This is a genomic window from Erwinia pyrifoliae DSM 12163 (genome assembly GCF_000026985.1).
GTDB lineage: Bacteria > Pseudomonadota > Gammaproteobacteria > Enterobacterales > Enterobacteriaceae > Erwinia > Erwinia pyrifoliae.
Genome location: NC_017390.1, coordinates 3,319,526 through 3,343,688, shown reverse-complemented (window position 1 = coordinate 3,343,688; position 24,163 = coordinate 3,319,526). Strand labels below are relative to the sequence as shown.

Annotated in this window: 26 protein-coding genes and 1 pseudogene; 22 read left to right on the top strand and 5 right to left on the bottom strand. The window is 49.9% G+C overall.

Annotation, left to right across the window (positions count from 1 at the left end; translation table 11 throughout):
• Position 1 precedes the first annotated feature (1 nt).
• The 6 genes and pseudogenes from EPYR_RS15265 to EPYR_RS15240 all read left to right on the top strand — a co-directional run bounded on the left by EPYR_RS15265 (position 2) and on the right by EPYR_RS15240 (position 2,846).
• Entirely contained in the window at positions 2 to 448 is a 447-nt protein-coding gene (locus EPYR_RS15265; RefSeq protein ID WP_012669276.1) for a DUF943 family protein, read from the top strand.
• A 517-nt stretch (positions 449 to 965) separates the two neighbouring features.
• Positions 966 to 1,460, top strand: a complete 495-nt coding sequence (locus tag EPYR_RS15260) for an STY4534 family ICE replication protein (protein ID WP_012669275.1) — start codon at positions 966 to 968, stop codon at positions 1,458 to 1,460.
• Positions 1,461 to 1,554: 94 nt separating this feature from the next.
• Positions 1,555 to 1,758: a hypothetical protein gene (locus EPYR_RS15255; RefSeq protein WP_012669274.1), complete on the top strand. Its 204-nt coding sequence runs from the start codon at positions 1,555 to 1,557 to the stop codon at positions 1,756 to 1,758.
• A gap of 10 nt (positions 1,759 to 1,768) precedes the next feature.
• A pseudogene (gene ssb / locus EPYR_RS15250) lies at positions 1,769 to 2,280 on the top strand (single-stranded DNA-binding protein).
• Positions 2,281 to 2,371: 91 nt separating this feature from the next.
• Positions 2,372 to 2,614 (top strand): DUF4160 domain-containing protein, encoded by a 243-nt coding sequence (locus EPYR_RS15245; protein ID WP_012669272.1) that lies wholly within the window; start codon positions 2,372 to 2,374, stop codon positions 2,612 to 2,614.
• The gene (locus EPYR_RS15240; protein ID WP_012669271.1) at positions 2,598 to 2,846 is read left to right on the top strand and encodes a DUF2442 domain-containing protein; all 249 of its coding nucleotides are present in this window, start codon (positions 2,598 to 2,600) and stop codon (positions 2,844 to 2,846) included. The genes EPYR_RS15245 and EPYR_RS15240 overlap by 17 nt, the downstream gene beginning before the upstream one ends.
• Before the next feature lie 746 nt (positions 2,847 to 3,592).
• Here EPYR_RS15240 and EPYR_RS15230 read toward each other — a convergent pair.
• The 3 genes from EPYR_RS15230 to EPYR_RS15220 all read right to left on the bottom strand — a co-directional run bounded on the left by EPYR_RS15230 (position 3,593) and on the right by EPYR_RS15220 (position 5,140).
• Complete coding sequence (locus EPYR_RS15230; protein WP_012669270.1) at positions 3,593 to 3,907, bottom strand: contact-dependent growth inhibition system immunity protein; 315 nt, start codon at positions 3,905 to 3,907, stop codon at positions 3,593 to 3,595.
• Between the two features lie 82 nt (positions 3,908 to 3,989).
• Positions 3,990 to 4,304 carry a contact-dependent growth inhibition system immunity protein gene (locus tag EPYR_RS15225; RefSeq protein WP_012669269.1) on the bottom strand — a complete coding sequence of 105 codons (315 nt, stop codon included), beginning with the start codon at positions 4,302 to 4,304 and terminating at the stop codon, positions 3,990 to 3,992.
• A 2-nt stretch (positions 4,305 to 4,306) separates the two neighbouring features.
• The gene (locus tag EPYR_RS15220; protein WP_012669268.1) at positions 4,307 to 5,140 is read right to left on the bottom strand and encodes an RNase A-like domain-containing protein; all 834 of its coding nucleotides are present in this window, start codon (positions 5,138 to 5,140) and stop codon (positions 4,307 to 4,309) included.
• A gap of 211 nt (positions 5,141 to 5,351) precedes the next feature.
• Between EPYR_RS15220 and EPYR_RS15215 the strand changes: the two genes are divergently transcribed.
• From EPYR_RS15215 to EPYR_RS15170, 10 genes are all read left to right on the top strand, one after another.
• A complete protein-coding gene (locus EPYR_RS15215) occupies positions 5,352 to 5,672 on the top strand; it encodes an integrative conjugative element protein, RAQPRD family (RefSeq protein WP_004168501.1) in 321 nt (106 codons plus the stop codon).
• A complete protein-coding gene (locus EPYR_RS15210) occupies positions 5,663 to 5,908 on the top strand; it encodes a TIGR03758 family integrating conjugative element protein (RefSeq protein ID WP_004168502.1) in 246 nt (81 codons plus the stop codon). Before EPYR_RS15215 ends, EPYR_RS15210 begins: the two co-directional genes overlap by 10 nt.
• A gap of 12 nt (positions 5,909 to 5,920) precedes the next feature.
• The gene (locus tag EPYR_RS15205; protein ID WP_012669266.1) at positions 5,921 to 6,280 is read left to right on the top strand and encodes a TIGR03745 family integrating conjugative element membrane protein; all 360 of its coding nucleotides are present in this window, start codon (positions 5,921 to 5,923) and stop codon (positions 6,278 to 6,280) included.
• 9 nt (positions 6,281 to 6,289) lie between these two features.
• Positions 6,290 to 6,664 carry a TIGR03750 family conjugal transfer protein gene (locus tag EPYR_RS15200; protein ID WP_012669265.1) on the top strand — a complete coding sequence of 125 codons (375 nt, stop codon included), beginning with the start codon at positions 6,290 to 6,292 and terminating at the stop codon, positions 6,662 to 6,664.
• Entirely contained in the window at positions 6,661 to 7,320 is a 660-nt protein-coding gene (locus EPYR_RS15195; protein ID WP_012669264.1) for a PFL_4703 family integrating conjugative element protein, read from the top strand. Before EPYR_RS15200 ends, EPYR_RS15195 begins: the two co-directional genes overlap by 4 nt.
• Positions 7,317 to 8,180: a TIGR03749 family integrating conjugative element protein gene (locus EPYR_RS15190; protein ID WP_012669263.1), complete on the top strand. Its 864-nt coding sequence runs from the start codon at positions 7,317 to 7,319 to the stop codon at positions 8,178 to 8,180. The genes EPYR_RS15195 and EPYR_RS15190 overlap by 4 nt, the downstream gene beginning before the upstream one ends.
• A complete protein-coding gene (locus EPYR_RS15185; protein ID WP_014539450.1) occupies positions 8,180 to 9,688 on the top strand; it encodes a TIGR03752 family integrating conjugative element protein in 1,509 nt (502 codons plus the stop codon). The genes EPYR_RS15190 and EPYR_RS15185 overlap by 1 nt, the downstream gene beginning before the upstream one ends.
• Before the next feature lie 35 nt (positions 9,689 to 9,723).
• A complete protein-coding gene (locus EPYR_RS15180) occupies positions 9,724 to 10,122 on the top strand; it encodes a TIGR03751 family conjugal transfer lipoprotein (RefSeq protein WP_041474206.1) in 399 nt (132 codons plus the stop codon).
• Positions 10,122 to 12,923 (top strand): conjugative transfer ATPase, encoded by a 2,802-nt coding sequence (locus tag EPYR_RS15175; RefSeq protein ID WP_014539448.1) that lies wholly within the window; start codon positions 10,122 to 10,124, stop codon positions 12,921 to 12,923. Before EPYR_RS15180 ends, EPYR_RS15175 begins: the two co-directional genes overlap by 1 nt.
• Before the next feature lie 11 nt (positions 12,924 to 12,934).
• The gene (locus tag EPYR_RS15170) at positions 12,935 to 13,339 is read left to right on the top strand and encodes a hypothetical protein (protein WP_012669259.1); all 405 of its coding nucleotides are present in this window, start codon (positions 12,935 to 12,937) and stop codon (positions 13,337 to 13,339) included.
• A gap of 92 nt (positions 13,340 to 13,431) precedes the next feature.
• Here EPYR_RS15170 and EPYR_RS20810 read toward each other — a convergent pair whose 3' ends face one another.
• Positions 13,432 to 13,590, bottom strand: coding sequence for a hypothetical protein (locus EPYR_RS20810; RefSeq protein WP_004171975.1), 159 nt, complete (start codon positions 13,588 to 13,590; stop codon positions 13,432 to 13,434).
• A gap of 179 nt (positions 13,591 to 13,769) precedes the next feature.
• On the opposite strand from EPYR_RS20810, the gene EPYR_RS15165 reads away from it, so the two are divergent.
• The 4 genes from EPYR_RS15165 (at position 13,770) to EPYR_RS15150 (ending at position 20,009) form a co-directional block, all read left to right on the top strand.
• The gene (locus EPYR_RS15165) at positions 13,770 to 15,950 is read left to right on the top strand and encodes an ATP-binding protein (protein ID WP_012669258.1); all 2,181 of its coding nucleotides are present in this window, start codon (positions 13,770 to 13,772) and stop codon (positions 15,948 to 15,950) included.
• Positions 15,951 to 16,336: 386 nt separating this feature from the next.
• On the top strand, positions 16,337 to 17,545 hold the full coding sequence (locus tag EPYR_RS15160) for an ABC-three component system protein (RefSeq protein ID WP_012669257.1): 1,209 nt from the start codon (positions 16,337 to 16,339) through the stop codon (positions 17,543 to 17,545).
• Positions 17,542 to 18,048 carry an ABC-three component system middle component 4 gene (locus tag EPYR_RS15155; RefSeq protein WP_012669256.1) on the top strand — a complete coding sequence of 169 codons (507 nt, stop codon included), beginning with the start codon at positions 17,542 to 17,544 and terminating at the stop codon, positions 18,046 to 18,048. Before EPYR_RS15160 ends, EPYR_RS15155 begins: the two co-directional genes overlap by 4 nt.
• Positions 18,045 to 20,009, top strand: a complete 1,965-nt coding sequence (locus tag EPYR_RS15150) for an SMC family protein (RefSeq protein WP_012669255.1) — start codon at positions 18,045 to 18,047, stop codon at positions 20,007 to 20,009. Before EPYR_RS15155 ends, EPYR_RS15150 begins: the two co-directional genes overlap by 4 nt.
• A gap of 300 nt (positions 20,010 to 20,309) precedes the next feature.
• On the opposite strand, the gene EPYR_RS15145 is transcribed toward EPYR_RS15150, so the two are convergent.
• The gene (locus tag EPYR_RS15145) at positions 20,310 to 21,572 is read right to left on the bottom strand and encodes a hypothetical protein (protein WP_012669254.1); all 1,263 of its coding nucleotides are present in this window, start codon (positions 21,570 to 21,572) and stop codon (positions 20,310 to 20,312) included.
• Between the two features lie 1,204 nt (positions 21,573 to 22,776).
• Here EPYR_RS15145 and EPYR_RS15140 point away from each other — a divergent pair.
• On the top strand, positions 22,777 to 23,184 hold the full coding sequence (locus tag EPYR_RS15140) for a TIGR03757 family integrating conjugative element protein (RefSeq protein WP_012669253.1): 408 nt from the start codon (positions 22,777 to 22,779) through the stop codon (positions 23,182 to 23,184).
• On the top strand, positions 23,181 to 24,152 hold the full coding sequence (locus tag EPYR_RS15135) for a TIGR03756 family integrating conjugative element protein (RefSeq protein ID WP_012669252.1): 972 nt from the start codon (positions 23,181 to 23,183) through the stop codon (positions 24,150 to 24,152). Before EPYR_RS15140 ends, EPYR_RS15135 begins: the two co-directional genes overlap by 4 nt.
• Positions 24,153 to 24,163 lie beyond the last annotated feature (11 nt).

Sequence of the window (24,163 nt, the reverse complement as noted above, 5' to 3'; positions counted from 1 at the left end):
CTTGTTTAAGAATAAGGATTTGGGTTTGTTTTTATTATTTTTATTGTTGGTTTCTTTTATTATTTTTAATTTTTTATTGCCAGTGAAAATAATTGCGGTTTATTCTGATGGAAGTTATGCTGATGTTCTCGTTAAAAACTTTCCATTAACAGACAATTCTAAGATAAAATGGTGGCAAAAAAATATTCCAATGATGAAAAAACGTTTTAATGTGCCAGAGCCTTCAGAGAATGGAGTGTTCCACGTCAGTTTTTGGAATTTTGATGATGGCTATAAACCGGCAGGCAAAGAAGATCTTCTGTGTTTCAACCAAATGAAATCTGAAGTCAGATGTGTTGAAAAGAAAAAGTTAATGGAAGTTAAGAAAAATAAAAATGGAGAAGTGAGTATTTTGACCGATGATGCTTATGTCCTTTCGAAAAAAAGTACTTTTATTAAGAGGGAGTAATTTTTCTTAAAAATAGCCAAATTAGTTTGTAACTAAATTTTCAAATATTCATCTCGGTTAGTTAGGTGTTTGATTATCCCTTATATGCTGAATTTTTAATAATCTAAGAGCTGAGTTACCTATCAATACATTGTGATAAAATCCTAACTAACGCAGCAATATCATGGGGTTGAAATATGCTGGTTGTGATTTAGTTTAAATAGCTGCGCCTAATACCACTACACATGCCATTTATGGGCATCTGGCAGGCACGTTAGAACTAAGCATGACAAGCCTGATGTAACGCCACATGGCAGCGAAAACGCCCCAATCCCCTATTACGCAAGGGATGACCAAAAGTGGAGCACTATTCCGCGCAGCTTAACCTTTGCAAACAGCGACCTGATGACCAGGTTAAGGTTCACTTCACTTATACAGCCTGTCGGCATTTCACTGCCGACTCCCTGCGGGAAACTCTCTCCCGCACAGGAAAGATGTTTCTCCGCACCCTGTTTATCGCTACTCCGGAGAAAACACCATGACTGCAAACGCGAATACTCCCCCTGCTTCAAATGGCTCTGCTTCTGGCTCTCAGAAAAAAGAGTATTTCAACCTTAACGTCAATGGTATCGGCTATCTCAGTTCGATCCGCCGCGTTCAGGGACCTAACGGTGAGTTTACCTGCGCCGTTATCAACGCCCTGACCGGTCCGACAGATAACGCGTCCTATACCCGTTTTGACGTCACCATTGCTGGCGCTGATACCACCAAGCTTATCAACCGCTGCCAAAAGGCGGTCGACGAAGAGGAGAAAGTCCTGCTGGGCTTTGTTCTCAGTGGACTTAAAGCCGATGTTTTTACCCTCCAGCCGGGTGAACATGCCGGGGAATCCCGTCCTTCTCTGAAGGCCCGCCTTATCAAGGTGGACTTTATCAAGAAAGGGCAGGAGGTGGTCTACACCGCGCCGAATGCGTCCAACACACCAGAACAGGGTTCAGCTTCTCAGGCTGAATACGACCCTAACTCGTTTTAACCCGATTTTTTTCAACCAATTATTCAACCTTCTGTCTGTCGGTAAATCTCTCTCGCAGGAGATTTACTGCAGCTTAATTACGGAGAATAGCGCAATGGAACACATCAACGGTTTTTTAGCAGCAGAAAATGGATATCAGTTACCCGTCGAGGTGCTGTCAAGCGGTCGCGGTTTTTATATTGGCACCGCAAACGAACAGGGACCTGTGTCCCGCGAGTCAGCTGAGTATTACAAAACCCGTCGGCAGGCCGATATTGCTCTCGAAAAGAGGCAGTGGACGCAGCGTAAATGGGCATAGGGGTAACATTATGGCAAGTCGTGGAATTAACAAAGTTACCCTCGTTGGCCATCTGGGCCAGGATCCTGAAGTACGTTCGATGCCGAACGGTAATGCGGTGGCCGGGTTAAACCTAGCTACTTCAGAAACCTGGCTACTTCAGAAACCTGGCGTGATAAACAAAGCGGTGAAACTCGTGAAAAAACCGAATGGCACCGTGTGGTGCTGTTTGGCAAGCTGGCAGAAGTGGCCGCTGAATACCTCCGCAAGGGGGCTCAGGTCTACATCGAAGGTCAGATGCGCACACGCAAATGGACGGACAACAACGGTACTGACCGCTGGACGACGGAAACGGTGGTGGGCGTTAACGGCACGATGCAGATGCTGGGCGGACGCCACGGCAGCGACACGGGCGGAAACAACGCTCAGCAGGGTGGCCGGGGGCAGTCTCAACAACCCCAACCATCTCAGCAGCCCCAGTCTGCGCCAGCGAATCCGGCGAATCAGCCACCGATGGACTTCGACGATGACATACCTTTTTAGGATTTACTTTTAAAAAATACCCTCCAATGCGCCAGTTTGACTGGCGCTTTTTTATGCAAGATAATCGTGTCAGAAGCGAGGTGCCTCATTAATGCCGGTTATACTCAGACTTAACGGATTTAAGTTTTTCTTTTACTCGAATGAGGGCAACCCTCGTGAACCAGCCCATATTCATGTCCGCAGCGCCGAAGGTGAAGCAAAGTTCTGGACAGACGATGGGGTAAAGCTGGGCAGAAATGATGGCTTTAATGCCCGTACGCTCAGGGAGTTAACAAAAATGGTTGAACAGAACCAAACGCTGTTTGTGGAGGCCTGGAATGACTATTTCAGCTAAGAATGTACGCTTTGATCAAACCACCATGTGGGTCGAATTGAGCGATGGTCGGGTGATGGGCGTTCCTCTGGCCTGGTTCCCGCGACTACTTAATGCTTCTGTAAAGGAGCGCAGCGATTATGAACTTAGTCAACGCGGTATTCACTGGGATGCGCTGGATGAGGATATCTCTGTGGACGGCCTGTTGGCGGGGCGCGGTGATGTGACCCATATTCCGCATCACGTTGCCTAACGGTGATAAACTGTTCTGACTAAGCGCCGAATGATCGGCGCTTTTATTTCGCCTGAATGGTGTGAATTTTCCAACGCATGCCCTGTACGCCTGACCGCCTTTTTTCTTCAATCCCAAGACATAGTTTCATACGCACACAGCAGGTCAGAGTACCCGGATCTCGCGCTGGAATGATGGCCTATGGCAAAGTGTCAGTGAAAGGAAAGCCGGATTATGCGAAGTGTGATGTCTAAAATTATTGCCTCGATATTCTTCCTGGTACTGGCCTTCTGCATTACAGCATGGGTCAAACCAATTAATCGCCTGTATCTTTGGTCCTCTTCTGAACTTTTTGATTTTTTGAGGTCCAGCCAGCTAATAAAAGGCGATTACGAATGGGGTTTGGATCCGGCAAGTAATATTATGCTAATAGTTTTTGTATTGGTTATAGCCATAGTGCTTTCGATTTTGTTTAGGGTTATTAAAAAAAGAGTGTAGTTGGCAGGCGATGACAATATTCACCTGCCTGGCAAACCTGGCGGTGCCACATTTGGCACTTCCTGCGCATAAAGACATTAACTTTCTGCGCTAATTTCCTACTGATCTCAGCACCCCTCATGCCGCGATAAGCATAGATCTGCTTAATCCGCTCGACTGAAGCTGGTATTTGGCCCGAAGTAGACGTAAATCATTGAGTCCAGTTCACTGATATTGATTTTGTCCAATGTCATATCTCCGGAAAGGCTGATGTCATAGCATAAAGGTACTCAGTGACCTTTATCCTGCAGAGCCTTACTCACTTTTTCTCTGACCAGAGATAAAAAGGCACCTGCAGTCGTTCCCCATAGTTCAGGTGCAAAATCAGAATCATAGCGCTCTCTGAAATCTGCCTCCAGGTTATCTGATTCTTCCAGGAAGAGGTCAATATCGGCAATCAAACCATGCTGCAATGCAAAGTGAGTATCGGCAATATAGGCGTCAATCTTTGGTTCAATTTCAGGACTGTCATCGATAAGGTCACAATCCTGCCCAAAGTAAACAGTGATAAAACAGTTAAGCTCATTGATGTTTATTTTGTTCATATTCAAACCTTCGGGATTACCCGATGCCCGGAGAGGGGCGGGTTTTATCTGCATCGTCAGATGTATAGATACTGTACGGCTGTCAGTATTCTGCATCCTGCAACGCCTTACTCACTTTTTCTCTGACCAGCGATAAAAAGGCATCGGCGGTCGTTCCCCATAGTTCAGGTCCAAAGTCATACTCATAACGTGCGTCAAAGTCTTTTTCGAGGTCGTCACATTCTTCCAGGAAAAGGTCAATATCGGCTATCAGGGCATGTTTCTGACCTTTATGCGAGGCTGCTATATAGGCCTCGATTTTTGGCTCAATTTCAATGCCATTTACGATGAGATCATGATCCTGTCCAAAATAAATTTTGACGAGATCATCCAGTTCACTGATGTTAATCTTTTCCATATTCAGATATCCGGAAATGCGGTGAGGATAAAGTAGGGTTTACCATTCCACTGTTTGAAGTCGAGAACAACCCGAACGCCGTAGCAGGCTTTCACTTCCTGCGAACCCCTTTTAATCATAATGCCGGTCTGGTGTGAAAAAGCACGATTCAGGCGCATTCTGGCTGGCACTCCCGGATGAGTGTGCTTCACCCACATCTCAATCTGGTTCTTGTTATCACGGAGAACCTTAGAGATTAATTGTTCAGCTTCACGGGTTGTTCTGAAGCTACTCGCTGCTCTCATGTCAGAGTTACTTGCCAGTCTCGCTTTGAGGTCATCCGGGGTTTTGCCAATATGTCTCTCCAGCGTGTGCCCCCCCGGCGTTCGTCCTGAAAGGGATTCATGCTTCGCCAGGCTAATTCGTCCACTGCGAATCGCTGCAACGCGTACCGCGCCCACCGCAGAAGCAAAGCCCATCGGGATAGCCAAATCCACGGTCATGCCGACATTCATCGCGGTGCTTTTATCGGCACCCAACGATTCTGCCAGGGCGACGGCGGAGTTATAGGTATCGGTATTGGTCTGACGCCCGCTCCAGATTTGCCGGACGGAGGCCTGAATGGTATCGAGACTGTGGGTACCGACAAACACACAACCTGCTTTTGTCAGCATGCTCGGTTCAGGGACGACACACATCACCCCGGCACCGAACATTTCCACCACTCCGCCTGCCAGTCCCAGCCCGCCGAACAGCCGGTTACTCAGCGTTTCGCCCTCACTGATGCTCTTGTCTGACAGTACCGCCGCCATTTGCACCGGGGATAAGGCGAGTTTTATTCCATATTCATCATCCATTTAAGTGAACTCCCTTATTGTTGAAATAACCCGCATAATAACAGCAATGACGTAACCTGACGCAATACCGCATCCTTGTCGTTGATCAGAAAGCTGCCCTAATCCATCAACCGTCCGCTTTTATTTTTGCAGACCCATAAACAATTTACTGCTGTAAGCCCTGCGGCTTTACGTCACTCTCCCGACCATCAGTTACCCGGGAGAGCCGCCTGTGCGATACACCAAACCCCTTCTTTTGCTGCTGATGATGTCAGCAATGTCTGTGATGCCGTGCCAGGCCTCTGAGAAAGACGAGCTGGCGCTGGTCATGCGTCAGCTGGACCAGGTGCAGGCCAGCCTTGACCGCGCCCGCGTGGTGGCCAACCAGAATCAGGACGCCCGCTTTTATTTCGACTATCAGCAGGCGACACGCGATATCACCACCATCAGGCAGGGGATTTCCACTTACCTCGAACCGTCACGCGCCCAGCCCTCATCTCGTTCTGCTGCGGTTAGCGGCCAGTACCGTGGCGAGGAGCCGTCATGGCGATGAACGCAGCCCAGCTCTCCGGCTGGAGTGCCGGCACCGGCAGCAGCCTGACGCCCGCGCAGCTCAATACGCTGATTCTTGGCTCCCTGGCCATTGTCCTGTTGCTGTTTGCCGCCTGGGCGATGGTGCAGGCCTATCGTGGGCTGGCCAGCAAAGCCGTGACGTTCCGCCAGTTCAACGAGCTGCTGATACGTCTGGTGGTGCTTATCCTCCTGACCTTGTTTCTCTTCTTCCACTGAAAGGACACCGTTATGAAATTCGTTACGCTATACCGTGCGGCGCTGCTACGTGCCAGGCTTCTGCTGCTGCCGGGGCTGCTCTGGGGCGGGCAGGTCATGGCAGATCTGCCCTCTGTTGAACAGCCGACCACCGGCGGCGGTGGCGGCACCTATAACACCGTGATGGGCTACATCAAAATGGGCGGTCTGGCGCTCGGCCTGCTGGTCTGCGTGGCTGCTTTTCTCGCCGTGGCTCACGCGGTGATCACTTCCTTCCATGATATCCGTCGCGGCAAGGGCTCCTGGACCGAGTTTCTGCTCTATCTGGTGGTCGGTATCGGCCTCATCCTGCTGGTTATCTATCTGGCCACCAAAGCTGCCGACATCATTTAAGGAGTTTTCATGGCCGTCATCGACTTTCTTCCTGACAGACTGAACAACCCCCCTGTGGTGTGGAAAGGGTTCACCTCCGGTGAGTTTTTGCTGGCGGCCGTTACCGGCATTCTGGCCGGCCTTCCGCTGGCCGTGCCGCTGTCGCTGGTGCCGTTTATCGGCTGGCTGGCATTCCCCACCTGCATGCTGCTGACGCCGCTGGTTGTGGTGTTTCTCGGCGGCGGCTGGATTGCCGGCTACAAGCGCGGCAAGCCGGAGAACTATATCTGGCAGCGCATGGAGGAGCTGCGCTGCCGCGCCCGGCTGTCGCGCTCGATGATCCTCGACAGCCGCGTGTGGGAGATGAAACGCGGCGCGCCGGTGAAGCGCGGAGGTCAGGTATGAGCCGTTTTCGCAACGGGATGACCGCGCGCGACAACCCTATTTTCTCGCTGCGCATCGCCTGCGTGCTGCTGTTTAGCGGCCTGTTATTCACCAGTCTTGGCTGGATGCGCGCGCCGTCTGAGCTGACCATCCATAACCCGCCCGATCTGCGCTCCGGCAGTACCCGTAAATGGTGGGAGGTGCCGCCGTCAACGGTGTACAGCTTTGCCTTTTATATCTTCCAGCAGCTCAACGCGTGGCCGAAAAATGGCGAGATGGACTACCCGGCGAAGATTGCGCAGATGAGCGCCTACCTGACGCCGTCCTGCCAGGACTTTCTCAACAAAGACGCGGAGATGCGTAAGAACAGCGACGAGCTGCGCGACCGCGTGCGCGTGGTGTATGAAATCCCACGGCGCGGCTACAGCAGCCGCAGCGTCACCATTATCGGCCAGGACAACTGGATCGTCCGGCTGGATCTGGCGGCCGACGAGTATTACCACACCGAACCGGTGAAACGGGCGCTGGTGCGCTATCCGCTGAAGGTGGTGCGCTGGGAGGGCGATGCGGAGCGTAATCCTTTCGGCCTGGCGCTGGACTGCTATGCCGCCACGCCGCAACGGCTGGAGGCCATGCCGCTGCCGGAAGCGGAGAAAAAGTCGGGAGCATTCAATTGAAAAAAATCACACTGATACTGCTGGCCCTGCTGCTGACGTCAGGCGCAGCACGGGCGGTAGAGCTGATGAAGTGGGAACGTATTCCACTACAGATCCCGTTAACGGTCGGTCAGGAGCGCATCGTCTTTGTGAACAAAAATGTGCGCGTGGGCTTCCCGTCCGTCCTGAATAATAAGCTGCGTATTCAAAGCAGCGGTGGCGTGGTCTATCTCGCCGCCAGCGAGGCGTTTGCGGTGACGCGCCTTGAGCTACAGAACAAGGAAAACGGTGAAATCATTCTGCTCGACGTCAGCGCTGAACCCGGCAAAGCCACGCGCGAGCCGGTAAAGATCGTCTGTGACGGTGAGGTGGCTAACGCCAGCGCCAGTGATAAACAGACGGTCAGCGGCGACGGCAGCGCACGCCAGCCACCTTCGGATGATGCGCAGGCCAGCCGTAAGCCGGCAAAGCTTAACGCCCCGCTGCCCGTGGTGCTGACCCGTTATGCGGCGCAGAACATGTACGGCCCGCTGCGCACGGTGGAAGCGGTGCCGGGTATCAGCCCCGTCTCCCTGAAGCTGCCGTCTGCCATCACCACGCTGATGCCGTCCGAAGCGGTGAGCGTGACGCCGATGGCGGCCTGGAGCCTGCAGGGCAGTAGCGTTATTGCGCTGCAGGTGCGTAACCGCGCCGCTGACAAGGTTATTCTCGACCCGCGCGTGCTGGAAGGGCAGTTTGTCACCGCCACCTTTCAGCACCGCTGGCTGGGCAGCTCTGGCACGCCGGAGGACACCACGGTGCTGTATCTGGTGACGGCGGGCCGTGCGGAAAGCGCGTTTATTGCCGAACCGGCGGTTAAAAGCAGCAGGAGAGCGAAATAATGAAAGCGCCATCTTCGAATCTGTTGGTGAAAGTAGCCGTTCCGCTGGTGCTGACCGGCGCTATCGTGCTCGGCGTCAAATCCTGTGCTGAAAGCAGCAGCCAGACAGCCGGCGGGCAGAAAACCAGCAACGTGGCGCTAAAGGATCTGACGCCGGAAGACCTGAAAGCGCTGGGCATTGAGGGAGATACGCCTCAGGACACGCTGCGCACCATCGTGGGTAATTTTCGCAAGGTACAGGAGCGTCTCGACGGGATTGCGGATGANAATAAAAAGCTCAGCGATGAGAACAAGGCGCTGAAAAAAACCAACGGCAACGTGGATCGGCAGATAAGCCAGGTGGTGGACAATGCCCGTGCCGAAGATACGCTAAAGCGCTCACAGCTCGGCGCCCAGGTTACCGATCTGAGCACCCAGGTCGACAGGCTGATGGAGCAGCTTCGAAACGGCGCTTCCGGCGCAGCAATGGTCGGTAAAAACAGCATTTCCGGCAGTGATATCCCGGTCGGTATGGGTTATGACAACGGCTCTGGCGTGAACGACAGTACGCCACCGGCAGACGGCATGCAGTGGGTCGAGCCGAAAGACGGTATCCCGACCGACGCCAGTGGTCGTCCGGTGTCGGGCAGCAACGGCAATAACGCCACCGGCTTTGCTTTTGCCAGCACCTTTGANGATGTCAGTGATGCCGGCAAGACGGTTAATGCGGCGACCTCCGCCGTGCAGAAAACGTTGTCTGAAGCCGAAAAAACGACTGACCCTGTCTATACCCTGCCGGAGAACGCCACGCTGGTTGGCAGTCAGGCCATGACGGCGCTGCTGGGGCGCGTGCCGGTTGACGGCAAGGTGACCGATCCTTATCCCTTCAAGGTGATGGTCGGCAAAGACAACCTGACGGCCAACGGCATCGAGCTGCCCGACGTGCAGGGAGCCATCGTATCGGGGACGGCGACCGGCGACTGGACGCTGTCCTGCGTACGCGGTGCGATTACCAGTATCACCTTTGTCTTTACTGATGGCACCGTGCCGTCACCGAACGGGCAGAACGGCAGCGGCGCTAATCAGAACGGCCAGGGCGGCAACGGCAATAACAGCAGCATCGGCTGGCTGTCGGANGACAACGGTATCCCCTGCATTTCCGGTACGCGTAAAAGCAACGCCTCCACCTATCTGCCGACCATCGCGGCGCTTGCCGCCGCCGGCGCGGCCGGNGACGCGCTGGCGCAGAACCAGAATACCACCCAGACCAACGGCTACGGCGGCGTCACCTCCAGCCTGACCGGCGATGCAGGCCAGGCCGTANTGGGTAAGGCGTTTTCCGGCGGCATGCGTGAAACCGTTGACTGGGTTAAGGCGCGCTACGGCCAGACTTTCGACGCCATCTACGTACCNCCCGGCCAGAAGGTGGCGCTGCATATCACGCGCCAGCTGGCGATCGATTATGAAGAGAAGGGCCGCAAGGTGAAATATGACTTCAGCCTGGCCGGTAGCGGCACGGGCATGGACTGATGGGGATAATGATGTACGACAACGATAATCTCAGGATGCGCAGGCATAACCTTCTGGTCGTCATGGTGCTGTTGCTGGCGGGTTGCAGTACCTCTAAAGATGAGATGCTGCCCGCCGGCGACAGCTCGATGCTGGAGCTGTGGAATAACGGCGCATCGTCCAGCCACGCCACGACGGAAAGCCGCACCACGCTGCGCAGGCCGGTTGCGGACAGCGAGCGCACGCTGGCACAGCAGACGCGCGACAGNTACAGCCGCAGCCAGCAAAATGAAATCCAGCAGACGTTTCCGCGCCTGCCTAACCCTGACATGGTGATGTACGTATTCCCGCACCTGGCGGGCGGTAACACGCCGGTGCCGGGCTACAGCACCGTGTTTCCCTTCTACGGGCAGGTGCAATATGCGCTGCCCGGCGAGCGCACCGAGGATCTCTGATGACATTCCCTCTTTTCCGCCGCAGGCCGAAGCGGCAGGACGCACACCAGTACGGTGACGGGCCGTTTGCCGTAAACGGTCATCAACCCCTGACCCGCGACGGACGCCTGACGCGCACCGACGAAGCGCGTCTGTACGCTACCGCACCGTCGGTTATCGATCATGTGCCGTGGGGCGAGTACCTCCCGGAACACCAGTGCCTGCTGCTTGATGACGGCGTGTCGGTTGGCGCGGTGTATGAAATTATCCCGACGGGCACCGAGGGGCGTCCTGCATCGCGACTGGACGAGATCCGCGACGTGGTGGAAAACGCGCTGCAGGACAGCCTGCCGGAGCTNGACTCCCATCAGTGGGTGGTGCAGTTTTACTGTCAGGACGAATCTGACCTCTCCTCTTATATGGATAAGGTCAGGGGCTACGTCAGGCCGTGGGCGCAGGGAACCGCTTTTACCGAAGCCTGGCTCAGCGAACAGGCGCGTCACCTGCAAAACGTTGCCGTTGAACAGGGGCTGTTTATGGATGACGCGGTGACCGGAGCCCCCTGGCGCGGGCAGATGCGCCGCACCCGCATGGTGGTCTATCGCTGGGTGGAAACGCCGTACCGTGACCCGATGGCTCCGGAAGTGCTGTTGAATCAGGTATGCGACCGGCTGACCGCCGCCATAAGCGGTGCCGGCATCCAGAGCCAGCGCCAGAACGGCGAGCAGATCCACAGCTGGCTGCTGCGCTGGTTCAATCCCGAACCGCAGTGGGTGGACAAGGCGACGCTGTATCGCTGCGCCCGCTACCGCGATGATGCGCCGGGCGATCTGCCGCTGCTCAATGATTTCAGCGAAAGCCTGTGGTTCACCCGTCCGCGCAGCNATGCGGAGAAGGGCGTCTGGTGGTTTGATGACGTGGCGCATAAGGCGGTGCCGGTTGCCCGTCTGCGTACTGCACCCTCGACCGGGCATTTAACCGGCGAGGTCAGGCGCGGCGACAACATCAACGCCATCATGGATCTGCTGCCGCAGGGCACCGTTCTGACGCTGACGCTGGTTATCCAGCCGCAGGACAAACTGGAGGAGAATTTTGCCCGTCTGAGCCGCGACTCGATGGGGGAGAACGTCGACTCGCTGCGCGCCCGCGAGGATGCCGCCCGCGCACGAACCTTCCTCGGGAACAAGCATAAGCTCTATCGTGCGGCCATCTCGCTGCTCATCAAGGCGCGGGATCTGGAAACCCTCGACAAACGCTATCTCGACCTGAGCAGCAAGCTGCTGAACTGCGGCCTGGAGCCGGTCAATCCGGAGCATGATATCGGCCCACTCAGCGGCTACCTGCGCGCGCTGCCCATGTGCTTTAACCCACAGCAGGATCGCCATCACTGGTATACGCGCCTGATGTTCGTTCAGCACTTTGCCTGCCTGGCACCGGTGTATGGCCGTGATACCGGCACCGGCAACCCGGGCTTTACCTTTTTCAACCGTGGCGGCGGTCCGCTTTCCGTCGACCCGCTGAATAAAAATGACCGTACCCAGAATGCACATAAGCTGCTGTTCGGCCCGACCGGTGCCGGTAAGTCGGCTACCGCACTCTGCGAACTGGCGCAGATGATGGCCATCTACCGGCCGCGCATCTTCCTGCTGGAGGCGGGCAACAGCTTCGGCCTGTTCGGGGATTACTGCGCTTCGCTGGGGCTGACGGTGCACCGTGTCAGCATCAAGCCCGGCAAGGTCATCTCACTGGCTCCGTTCGGTGATTCGCACCTGCTGATGCAGGCCAGGCCGGATGCCCTGCTGGTCAGCGAGGAGGCGTTGCCGGATATCGATGAAGACGATGAGGACAAGGATGAAGAGCGTGACGTGCTGGGTGAGATGGAGATTGCGGCACGCCTGATGATCACCGGCGGTGAGGCGGCGGAGGAAGCGCGGATGACGCGCGCCGATCGCGGCATGATCCGCGAGGCGATACTGATTGCGGCNAGAACCGCTTTTGGCGCAGACCGGCAGATGCTGCCGGAAGACCTGATGTATGCGCTACAGAATATCGCGCGTGATGTCAGCACCGGCGACGACGGCCGCGAGAAGCGCACGCCCGCACGCCGCGCCCGTGCCGAAGAGATGTCGGAAGCGCTGCGCATGTTTACCGAAGGCTTTGAAGGTGAGCTGTTTAACCGTCCCGGCACGCCGTGGCCGGAGGCCGACGTCACCATCGTCGACCTGGGGACGCTGGCGCGTGAAGGGTATGAGGCCCAGATGGCGGTGGCCGTCATCTCTCTGCTCAACACCATTAACAATATCGCCGAGCGCGAGCAGTACAGCGACAGAGAAACCCTTGTCCCGATCGATGAAGCGCATATCGTCACCGCCAACCCGCTGCTGGGGCCTTACGCCACCAAGATCGTCAAGATGTGGCGTAAGCTCGGTGCCTGGCTGTGGCTGTTTACCCAGAACCTGGCGGACTTTCCCGATACGGCGAAAAAGATGCTCAATATGGCGGAGTGGTGGATTTGTCTCGTTATGCCGCCTGACGAGGTGGAGCAGATAGCGCGCTTTAAGACGCTGACGGACGAGCAAAAGACCATGCTGCTGTCTGCCACCAAACTGCCGAGAAAATACACCGAGGGCGTGATCCTGTCGCGCAAGGTGCAGGCGCTGTTTCGTGCCGTACCACCGAGCCTCTATCTGGCGCTGGGGGTGACGGAGAAAGAGGAGAAAGCCGAAAGGCGGTCGATTATGAATGAACACCATTGCTCCGAGCTGGAGGCCGCTTTTCACGTTGCGCGGCGTCTTGATGAGAGTCGCGGTATGGTTATCTGACAGGGGACACGATGAAAAAGCTGACCATGACACCGCCGATGGTCGTGCCTGACAAGGCGCTGATCGCTTCCGTTATTTTTACCGTGCCGCCGCAGGGTACGGCATCCGTTGGCCAGTCTGACCGTCGGTCGCTTGACCAGCTACAGAGTGAAATCCTCAACCGGCTGGAGAAACCGGTGCTGCTGTCGGTCTATCCACACCGCGTTGGCCGGCGCAGCTGCGTGGCGGTGCATCTCTCTGACGTGCAGGATAAGACGCTGGATATTCTGGTCACCGTCACCGGNAATACGCTGTGGCCGGGTGAATCCGAATACAGAACGGGTATCCGCTGGAATATCTGTGTGCCCGATGCAACGGATATGCTCTGGGTGCTGAAGGAGATTGACCGGGTAACCGGCGAGCGGGGGGATAAGTAGAAGAACCCCGGTATTTGTCAGGCAGCGGGGTGTTGCTGCCTGGCAAATACCGGGGCTGCGGGTGCGGGCGGCATAGAGCCCGTGGTGGTGATTTATTTTTCTACAGCAGAGATGATTTTGAAATTTGGGGCATTATGAAACTTAGACTTAATTTGTTCTTTTGCCTGAGCAGCGCTGCTTGCCTGTACTCGCACCGTGGATGTATTACCGCTGGAACCATTAACAAACTTCACTTCAAAATACTTGCTCATTTTATGTCCTTATTTACCATCAATGATTATTTCAAATATCGGATAATCAGCTTGGAAACTATTTAGATCCTCACTGATTATGCGTGTCCTTAAATTTCCTGTCGGCATAAATACTTATTTCTTTAACTCTTCAGCCTGAACATCAGAATGACTCTTGAACCCACACACGGAGTCTTCCCATGCGCTATCCCTTTGAACTCGATCCGCAAATTATTCATCACATTATTTATAGCCAGGCTGGCTCGATTGGCAAGGCCCTTATTGAACTGATGATGAACAGTGTCGATGCCGGTGCCAGTATGGTGAGCATTGATATTACGCCTGAGGGCTTTTCCTGCCGTGATGATGGCCGGGGCTTTGCCTCATATGAAGACGTAAAGCGCTATTTTGGTCGTTTCGGTACGCCGCATAAGGAAGGGGATGCCACCTATGGCCGCTTCCGTTTGGGGCGCGGGCAGATTATGGCACACGCCCGTACGCTCTGGCGTTCGCAGCGCTGGCAGATGTCGGTGGACACGCTTGAGATGGGGTATCACTACGAACTCGAAGAGCTGGTGACCGCTGAACAGGGATGCTCCATCACCGGTGAGTGGTACGAGCCACTGACCAGCCAGGAGCGCATGTCATGTATTCAGGAAATCCGCGACCTGGTTCGCTATACCCCGAACACCGTACATCTCAACGGCACGATAATTACCCGTCAGCCGCAGCTTGAAAAGTGGGATGCCGAGGACGATGTGGCCTGGTACCGTTTACGCGAGGATGGTGCCGTCTCCATCTATAATCAGGGCGTGCTGGTACGCCATGACCCAGGGCACCAGTGGGGCGTTGGAGGGCTGATTATCAGCAAGCAGCCGATCGCGCTGAATGTGTCGCGCACTGAAATCCTCCGTAAAACTTGCACAGTCTGGAAGTCGATCGCAGCTCAGTTTGGAACGCTTGCCGCCGCGTTCTCTGACAACCAGGGTCATCACCGTAAGACTGAGGCTCGCCGGGAAAAAACCGCCAGAACACTGCTTGCTGGCGAAGGTGATGTGCAAAAACTGGTTAACGGTGAGGAGGTGATTACGTTGCTGCCAGGTAAGCAGCACGTCACGCTGGAGCATTTTCTGTGTAAATGCCGTTATCACCCCTCGGCGGTGGAGAAAAACTTCTTCACCATCGTTCGGAGCGCCCAGGACGTGCCGAGGGGGGAGCTGATTGCTCGCGGTGGCATTGCGCCGGTCGTCCATCCCGTCACCCTGACCCGCTTCGGCTGCTATGAGCCGGAAGAATTTATGGAGTGCCTGAGCCGCATTCGGGCGAATCTGATAGCCTGGCGCGAACAGCAAGAGGGGCGTCAGCGATGGGGATTCGGCTGGCAGTCAGAACCTGGTCTGATTGATTTCGCTACCCTGAGCGCAAATTTTATCGATTGCACGCAGATGGTCAGTGAGAAGCAGCTCGATAAAGAAACCCGGCGTGCATGGACGGCGTTGCGCTGGTGCCTCCGAGAGTACGCTGCGCTGTGCTCTGGCGGCGAGGAGTGGTACCAGGCGAGTACGCGCGGAGGGATTCGCTTTCAGATCCTGCTGGGTGAATCGACATCGGCTGAGGCGTGGACCGATGGCCAGACATACATCACCTATAACATCGATATCGTGCGCCGGCTGAAAACCGACCCGCTGCGCACGGCCAGCCTGCTGTTCAGCCTGACCGAGCATGAGGTGTCGCATCAGGGAGACAGTATGGACTGTGGCCACGATGAAGCTTTCTACCAGCGCTTTCACGATATCAGTACGCTGCATGCCCCTGATAGGCAGCGTTATATGCACGTCTGGCTGATGAAATATACCACCAGTCTTGAAGCGGAAGGTAAACGTGCCGCTGGTATCGCCTGGCGTGAGCGCTGGCTTGAAGAACGTGCCAGCATTGGTCGTGAGAAAAAAGGTTTGTCCGCCGTTATTGACGATACTGACTTGGTGGAGGCCATTAATGCGCCAGAGGAGCCAGAAGATACCGCGAGACTTAACTTTCTTAATCTGCAGCTAGCCGGTGCGGGTGCAGCCGCGCCAGAGGGGCCGGACTGGGAGGACGTGATAGCGCAGGGTATTGCAACAGCGCTGAGTAACCAGGCGCAATACCGTGAGTGTCATCAGCGTTATAACGAGTTGATGCAGCAGCCGGAAGATGGCTCCGAAGCGCAGGATCAGGAAGCTGATCGCCGGCAGATGATCGAAGAAAACCGCAATTGTTACCTGTCGATGCTTCCCGATGCCACGGCTGAGCTGCTGACGGATGAGGTGGTTTGCTATCTATTGGAGCTGGATGCCTGGACGCGTCGTACGTGGGAACAGGGCGGCCCTTATCGCCTGATCTGAACAGGATGAGTTGATTTGTAGGTGTAGTGTCGGGTTCAGGACAAAGTAAGCCGCCGGTATTCTTCGGCGGTTGTGCCAGCGAACGAAGCGACTGCGGTTTTGTCCTATCTATATTTTTTTCAGTGAAAGACCGTGAGGTATAGCTGCGCGCGTTACAGTTAAATCTGGAGGCGGCTATGTGCCAGGAGCGGACGTTGCTTGCTTCACTATGTCTTCATAATTGGGGTGCAGGCCACTCAGCTGTATCTAACCTTAAGGAAACATCATTTTAACCAATTGATTTTTATTCCTTTATTTTTACGATCAACTTGTTGTAATGCGTTGATTTTAGCCAGATTAAGTAGGAAAATGGAGAAATTTATAGGGTTCTTCAGGGATTTGCACAGATGGGTATGTTAGAGTGGAAAAGAAAAAATGGCACAGATAGCTTAGTTCTTTTTATACATGGGCTTAAAGGTGGAAGCGACACGTGGTCATTTAATAAGTCTATTTCGTTTCCTATGCTGCTCTGCTGTGATATCGAGTTGGAAAATTACGATATTGCTTGTTTTGAATATTTCACTAATTTTACCAATTTGTTCGGTAATAAAACAGGTATGTTACGAAAGCTTTTCAATAATACGAAGAAAAGAGAAATTAACCTTCCTGTAAGCGAAATATCTCAGCTCTTAGTTACAGAGATGGATTTACATTTAGGCCAGTACAATAATATCATAATTATAGCTCATAGTATGGGGGGATTGATTGCAAAGTCATGTATCCTCAAACTGATCAACTATGAGCGTTCAAGAAACATTAAGGGGTTCATTTCTTTGGCTGTGCCTCATTCTGGCTCAACCATTGCAAATATCATGTCATCTTTAGTTACTAAGAATATTCAAGCGTCAGATTTAAATGTCTTTAGTAATGAGACAGATGCTTTAAATCGCGATTGGCTTAATTCTCATAACTTGCCTAAGGCAAAATTTGTTTATGGCACTAGCGATAATATAGTTAAGAAGCAAAGTGCACTGCCATTGCATATTCAAGAAAAAGACTACATTGCGGTTAATGAAGATCATCAATCAATTTGCAAACCTGAAAGCACTGAAAACAATGTATATGCTATGGTCAAAAAATTCATAATTGAGATTTCTAACGAAGAATCTGATCTACTCACACAGGCAGAATTTATTGACGAAAACCAATATGATAATGAGTTTTTTGTTTTAAAATTAATGCTTGCAGATGTGCATAATGATTTCACTAATCATGCCAAAGAATATTACTATAATGCTGAGTTGGCTCGTAATTTATTTACAAGCGATCATGATAGAAATCTATTGGATAAAATTTACAGAAAAATTAAAAGTCTTTATCAAACACAATACCAATTAGCATTATCCAACAGATTGTCTTCAGATCAATTAGTTGCATCAATACATAGTAAGATTGATCAAGAAGATAAAAAGGAATTGTCAACTATTTTATCTACTTTAGATAATTTGCACAAGAAAGGAATGCTTCATCAGTTAGCTAATAAATTGAATAGAGATATTGTTTGGTCAGCAGATACAACAGTGGAATCTTTAAGTATTCTTAAGGGTAAAAAATGAATGCATTACCATACATTCCCTTGGATGAAGAGCTATCATTAAATTTGGCTATTTTCTCAAAGATATTACACGTACTGGGGAAGAACAAACTTGGCAAACCAACTATGGATATAGACAAAGCCAAGATTTTTATGTATCTAATAAAAAACCCATCAAAAATAGAGAGGGTCATGATATTAGCGGATAAAAAACCTCCTTCAATTGAAACGACTGAAATATATACAATAAAAAGCATGTCAATCAATGTTGATATCCTGTTCTCTAAAGAGAAAATTAAAGAAATATTAATTAATATGTCAGCCCTAGGTTTCCTAACTGTAAAAAAGATTGAAGAAGTTACCTTTTTGGAATTATCAGAGTCTGGAGTAAGTTTTGCAGAGTCGTTAGCAGGTGGATATTATGATCAGATATATTTATATATTGATGGAATTTCTTCTTTGAAATCATTAAATGCTAGTAAACTTTATAAGATTTTAAACAATGTTTTCACGGAGGCAGAATGAAATCTTATCTACGGATTGATAGATTAATATTGGTGGGAAACCGGAAAAATTATTTTGTGAATTTTGATGATGGATTGAACGTCATTCATGGAGATTCTGATACAGGAAAATCCAGTATTTTGGAATTTGTAAATTATTTGCTCGGTAGTAGTAACATTGAACTTGCTGATGAAATGCTAACTTCTCTTGAATATGCTTCCTTAGAGCTAACAATTAATGATGAACCATGCACAATAGTGCGGAATATATTCAAGCCTAATGAGCTAATTGACGCTTATAATTGTAATTTTCATGATATATCAAATTATGTACCGAAAAAACTCGCACCTAAATTTAATTCAAAACCTGGTCCGGATGGTTTTTTTTCAGATTATTTAATGGATTTATTAAACTTCCCAAAACTGAAACTTAAAGTATCACCTACACAAGAGAGTTCAAAGTTTAGGCGGCTAAGTTTTAGGGATTTAATGAAGTTCTGTTATGTAGATCAAGACGACATGGGTAGTAAATCTCTACTACATTTAACCGAATGGACAAGATACGCTCATGTTAAAGAAGTTTTTAAATATATATTTAATGTTTTTGATGCTGATATTTCTGATTTAGAATCTCAAATATCCGAGAAAAATACCCAGCTAAATACACTGTCAAAAAAGTATGAAAATGTATCTGATTTTTTACGCGAAACTGGTTATGAGTCGGTTTTATCAATTGATGATGAAATAAATTCTTGTGATATTTCACTTATAGAGATTAACGAGACTATTGGTGCTCTTAATCAGAACATGACTTCGGATTCTGAAACCTACAGAGAACTTAAAGCATTCCATACTGAGTTTAATCTCAAACTTAAATTAACCATTAAAAAAATATCGGAACTATCAACAAAACAAGAACAGTATATTCGGCTAAAAAACGATTATAAAAATGACATATCCAAAATACAAGCGATACACTTAGCCAATTCAAAAATAGGAAAAATTAATGAATTGAAATGTAATTGCCCTATTTGTGATAATGTTATTAGTATTAATGATGCTGGTAGCTTGAACAAATCAAAACCCGAAAAACTTGATGAAGAATTAGGCTCTCTTATTCGTAGAGTGAAATCCCTTGAAGATCTCATTTTTGCTCTTGCCAATGAGCAGATTGTGCTGAATAAGGCGAAAGTTTCACTTGAAGAAGATTTGAATAAATCGGCATCTATGATTGATACTGAAACTAAGGATATGATAACTCCGTTCTTGACTCAGCGAGATGCATTCTTGAAAGAAGCAAATGACCTGAAGAACAGAAGAGCTAGTTTAGTATCGAGTTTAAGAGTAAGAAATCATCAAGAAGATATTCTTAATGCACAGAGCAGGCTGAAAGATAATCTGATAAAACTACAAGATGAACTTGAAAGAATGCGTAGTGAAGCACCTGACATTACAGGTATTTTATCTTCTTTAGGAGATAATCTCAGTGAGTTCCTTGAGCATGTTAACATTAAAAATAGGACTGGTATCTCTATTCATTCAACAACATATTCTGCAGTTGTAAGAGGTAGAGACTATTTCAAAATCACCTCTGGAGGTCTTAGAACACTTATTACAATTGGATATATGACATCTATACTTAAATACTCTATTTTCAATGATATCAATCATCCAAAGTTTTTGTTATTGGATACGGTGGGTAAATACTTGGGGAAGAGCACGAAGCAACAGTATCTTTCTGGTACTGACGTTAAAGAGGATGTAATAGAGGGTACTTCTGATCCGAAAAAATATGAATTAGTCTTTAGTGCCTTAATCGAACTTTGTAACTTAGCCGAAAATAAACAAGTTCCGTGTCAAATAATCGTTGTTGATAATGACGTGCCTACTGTATTAGCTGATTGGCTCAAAGAAAGAACTGTTGCTCAGTATAGTTCAACTGGAGAGAATGGTTTACTTAAAGGATTAATAGACGATATCTAATTGAGAAGTCCCAATTAAGGGGGTAATTTAATATGAATTGTTGGCGTGGAGTTAAGATTGAACCATTGGTGGTAATCCCTCCAAAAAATAGATGCCGGTGTAAGTATTCCGAAAAAAATACATCATTCACATTATAAATTATTTGGTATCACTTTATGAAAAAAACGTCTGCTGTTCGCTCATAAGGGACAACCATACTCAAATTTCCCACATTGCAGGAGATTTGAGTATGAACACGTCACCGTGGAACAAAGGGAAGAGATCACCCCGTTATCTCACGGAACGTGGGGTATTGAATTTTCAAATTTTCTTTTTAGCGATAAAAATACAGTAAAAATACAAAGTTTTGATAATGTGATTAATGCTATGTACCTCGCGAAATAATAGTAATAGCTTCCGCATAAAAGACATGAAACTAAGTTCGTTATATTTAGTGCGTTCCATTCCTTCCTTAGCGTAATAGTAGGTTACCATCTGAGTTGACTCTTTATATTCATATTTATAATGTGCAATGCCATTTCGCAGTTTGTTGTCTAAGGCATAGAGATCAACTATATAAAAACTATCATCCAATCCGCTTGTCTTTGTGCCTAAATCAACGTTTGCATATTCGTTGAGACTATAAAATCCTTTAATCAAATCGCCCTTTTTATTTAGTCTTACTGAATCATCAAAAATATTATGATCTCCGCGTTTTAGTAAGTTATTCAATCCGGCCACAATTATTAATTGCCGAGAGAATACTTCAGATAAATCTTTGTAAAAATTGTTACAGTCATCAAATTCGGCAGTAGAAACTCGAGCAGGAATCATTGATAAATCTACGTTTTTATCATAATCATAATAAAGCGCTGGGCGTGAAGGGAGTTCAAAGTCAAGCATTTTTGGATATAGGCTTAAACAATCGAAATGCAAGCTTTTCAGAAATCCACTTCCAATAATATCATCTAAAAAATTGTTTAGCTGTTTTGGATGGTTTTTCTGAATGTAATGAAGGAATTGTGGCATTTTTTCACTAATTTCAGCATTATGTGCATGTATTGTAAAGGGAAATGACATTGCAGACGTTGCTGTATACAGTGCTGAAAGAATATCTTGTATTTTTAGCGAACGTGGTTTTTTCAGAGTAGGTAATTCTTTCATTAGGTTACTGAAAGTATTGTAATTTCCTTGTTTGTATTGAGTAATGAGTCGCTGAAGCTTATCGCGATATTTATAAATATAATTCATTCCATTCAGATGAGCGTTCAGTATTAAGTATTTTTCATGACCAATTGCACTTGTTACTTTTAAGAATGCTGTTTTTCCTATTTCGTGCTTTCCAAAGCCGACGGGAAAATCTAAATGCAAATCAATGAATGGATTTGTTGTGCCAAAGTCATTGTTTTCTATAGTTTCCGCACCGTTAAATACTGGATCTCCCTCCCCAAGAGTAAAAGATATATTATTCTCACAATTGGGGCATGCAAATTGGAACGGTTGTATGTCTCGATTAGACATACCTATTCTTGTATCAATGACCGTGTCACATACAAGGCATTTAAATTGCTGTAAAAAATTCATAAATATTTTGTTAATCCTATAAATTATAAGTTAAGTATTAGTCTTTTATCTACAAACCAAAGCCACTTTACTAGTTTACCTAACTGCACTTTGAAAAACATAAGTGCTTGCCTTTAAATAGGTAGTCAAAATATACCTATCTATTCAAAATCAACGAGAATTTGAGGCTCCTATGTGAGTAGAAAACTATGAACTTCATGCAATGCTTTCAATAAATTTCTTCAGTTATCCAGCAACTTACTGGATTAACAATTTGTAGTTTTTCCAACCACATTACCGCGCGCAGTGTGACCCCATACTTTAGAGGTAACCTTATATTTTTCCACTAGTTGTTTACGGTGCATCAAATAGGCAAGCAGTATGGCAACAAAGAACATGAATTTTTTTTGGGAGTATTAGGAGCATTCTTGGGTCCAAGCCAAGGTAACTGTTCCAATTGATTTTGTATTTTGGGTGTATCGAAGCTTACACCATTCCAGCTATGCCCAAAAGCATTTCTAATGCTACGCAGAGTGTTTAGTTCTTTGTATTCGTGTTCCATTATCAGTCCTAACGCATATGCTAAGCCTGTCCTGGCAGCAAAAGATGATAATGGCGCTGTTGCACCATTCAGTAGACCTTTAGCTACTTTGTCATTTAACCGGTGAGCCTAGATGATCTCGGATAACCACTCATCGAAAATGGATGCTGCTATTAGCACAGAGCCACGATCTGATTCTTTATTTAGTTCGGATAAAAATTGACCGAGTTCAATTTGGGTTTTATCACTCACAGACTCTGGAACTCCTTTCTCAAAAATTAAACATGAGGGCGCTTCGGTCGCATATCAATTTTAACCATTAGATTATGAAATTGTGTTAGGTCTGGGTACAAACTATGTACAAAAAACAGAAAAAAATTATTGTGGGGTTATTTGGGGGGGGCAATGGTGTTTTTGCAATAATTCATTCAATATCAATAAATTGGCGCGTCTTTTTGAGTTCCTATTATCGGTTTAGGTCCGCTTCACGCCCTGAGACATTCGACAAGCTTTTTATGGCTTCAGTAAGGACGAGTGTCGCGCTTCGAGAGCCAGCAGATATTTTGCTTCGTTGTACTTGACCCGCTCCCCATTAATTATCACCATCGCGCTAAGAGTTAATTACTGACCTGACGCGTCGCTGCACGCACCCTGAGTGGGTTATTCACTCTGGGAGTGTTCTTGATGAAAATACCCGTCTGCTGCCTGGCAGCACTGTTCCTTTCCTCCGGCACCCTGGCCGGCACCGTTATTTATACCGACAATGCGCATCCCGTCGCCGATGGCCTCGCTGCGGACGTTACCGTCGTCGAGCTTGATGCCCCCGACCGTTTGCAGGCGCAGCTGTTTGGCGAACTGCCCACTGACCCTGTGCAGGCAGAGCGGCAGGCGCGTGCGGTGATAGCTTCGCCCCTCTTTCTGCAGCGCCAACAGCAGCTGGCCGGGAAGTATGCCGGCGTGACCCGTGCCTGGTCGCTGGGGTTGGAGAAATATCCCGCCGTGGTTTTTGACGATAAGTGGGTGGTGTACGGTACCACCGACGTCGCCGTAGCAACGCGGCAGCTGAATGTCTGGAAGGAGAAAGCTGAATGAACATCACTTTCTCCCGCCCGCGCCGGCTGGCGCTGGCCACGATCATGGCCTGTAGCGGCACCCTGGCCAGCGTCAATACGGCAGGCCTGCTCGCCAGCGCCGCCAGTCCGGACTGCATCAGCTGGCGCGTCAGCGGTATCTGTTACTGGCTGATGTGTACGCCCTTAGGCTGCACGGTCAAAACCTCCGTCAAGGTGACGCACTTTATCCCGCAGGCCGTTGTCTCCGCCTGGCTCAGTCCGGGCGACAATCCCTGGACGGAGATGTCTGCGCTCAGCGCCACGGCAGACGGCGCAGAAAGCGTCCTGTTGGGCGGCGCGGCAGGCGTGGCAACCGGTGGTGGTCGTCAGGAGATGAAAGTCCCCGGCATGCGCAGTCAGAACCTGCATTTCTATTACGCCGGTGCGTATGGCCATCCTGCGACAAAGATTATCGGCGGTATGGTTCCCGGCTATTCCTGTGACAGTGCCGCCACGCCGTTTATTCCCTATTTCGTCAGCGCGCTCGATGCGCTGGCCTGGCGCACCGGCGTGCCGGAATCGGTGTATCCGGAGGCGTTGATACCCGGCCAGCGCGAAGTGGGCAGCACGCCGTCCGGCAATATGTGGGGCAACGTCTACCCGCGCAGCGGCTTTGTCACGCAGACCGACGGCTACAAATCAGCTGCGGTGGTGGTGCAGCGCGTGGCCGACATCATCACCCGTCAGGGGCAGCTTCACGTCTACAACCCGCTGGTCGGGCAGCGCTCAGCGGGCTACTGGCCACCGGGAGCGGTCAGCGAAAACAGCGGCTCGAAAAACCATAAGTGGCAGCGCCTTTCACCCCGGCTCTCGCAGAGCTGTGCGGTGTTTCCCGACGTCGGCGGTCAGATTGCGCAGAACGGCAATTACGCCTGGGCGCTCTGGCAGCCCTACAGCTGCTGCAAACGTCGCGGTCAGACCTTCCTCTACAGCACGGATTTCTCATAAAGGGTGTAAGC

Coding starts and splice junctions, on each gene's coding strand:
- EPYR_RS15260 (WP_012669275.1), top strand. CDS start 966: ATGACTGCAAACGCGAATACTCCCCCTGCTTCAAATGGCTCTGCTTCT.
- EPYR_RS15255 (WP_012669274.1), top strand. CDS start 1,555: ATGGAACACATCAACGGTTTTTTAGCAGCAGAAAATGGATATCAGTTA.
- EPYR_RS15245 (WP_012669272.1), top strand. CDS start 2,372: ATGCCGGTTATACTCAGACTTAACGGATTTAAGTTTTTCTTTTACTCG.
- EPYR_RS15240 (WP_012669271.1), top strand. CDS start 2,598: ATGACTATTTCAGCTAAGAATGTACGCTTTGATCAAACCACCATGTGG.
- EPYR_RS15230 (WP_012669270.1), bottom strand. CDS start 3,907: ATGAACAAAATAAACATCAATGAGCTTAACTGTTTTATCACTGTTTAC.
- EPYR_RS15225 (WP_012669269.1), bottom strand. CDS start 4,304: ATGGAAAAGATTAACATCAGTGAACTGGATGATCTCGTCAAAATTTAT.
- EPYR_RS15220 (WP_012669268.1), bottom strand. CDS start 5,140: ATGGATGATGAATATGGAATAAAACTCGCCTTATCCCCGGTGCAAATG.
- EPYR_RS15210 (WP_004168502.1), top strand. CDS start 5,663: ATGGCGATGAACGCAGCCCAGCTCTCCGGCTGGAGTGCCGGCACCGGC.
- EPYR_RS15205 (WP_012669266.1), top strand. CDS start 5,921: ATGAAATTCGTTACGCTATACCGTGCGGCGCTGCTACGTGCCAGGCTT.
- EPYR_RS15200 (WP_012669265.1), top strand. CDS start 6,290: ATGGCCGTCATCGACTTTCTTCCTGACAGACTGAACAACCCCCCTGTG.
- EPYR_RS15195 (WP_012669264.1), top strand. CDS start 6,661: ATGAGCCGTTTTCGCAACGGGATGACCGCGCGCGACAACCCTATTTTC.
- EPYR_RS20810 (WP_004171975.1), bottom strand. CDS start 13,590: ATGAGCAAGTATTTTGAAGTGAAGTTTGTTAATGGTTCCAGCGGTAAT.
- EPYR_RS15165 (WP_012669258.1), top strand. CDS start 13,770: ATGCGCTATCCCTTTGAACTCGATCCGCAAATTATTCATCACATTATT.
- EPYR_RS15160 (WP_012669257.1), top strand. CDS start 16,337: ATGGGTATGTTAGAGTGGAAAAGAAAAAATGGCACAGATAGCTTAGTT.
- EPYR_RS15155 (WP_012669256.1), top strand. CDS start 17,542: ATGAATGCATTACCATACATTCCCTTGGATGAAGAGCTATCATTAAAT.
- EPYR_RS15150 (WP_012669255.1), top strand. CDS start 18,045: ATGAAATCTTATCTACGGATTGATAGATTAATATTGGTGGGAAACCGG.
- EPYR_RS15145 (WP_012669254.1), bottom strand. CDS start 21,572: ATGAATTTTTTACAGCAATTTAAATGCCTTGTATGTGACACGGTCATT.
- EPYR_RS15140 (WP_012669253.1), top strand. CDS start 22,777: ATGAAAATACCCGTCTGCTGCCTGGCAGCACTGTTCCTTTCCTCCGGC.
- EPYR_RS15135 (WP_012669252.1), top strand. CDS start 23,181: ATGAACATCACTTTCTCCCGCCCGCGCCGGCTGGCGCTGGCCACGATC.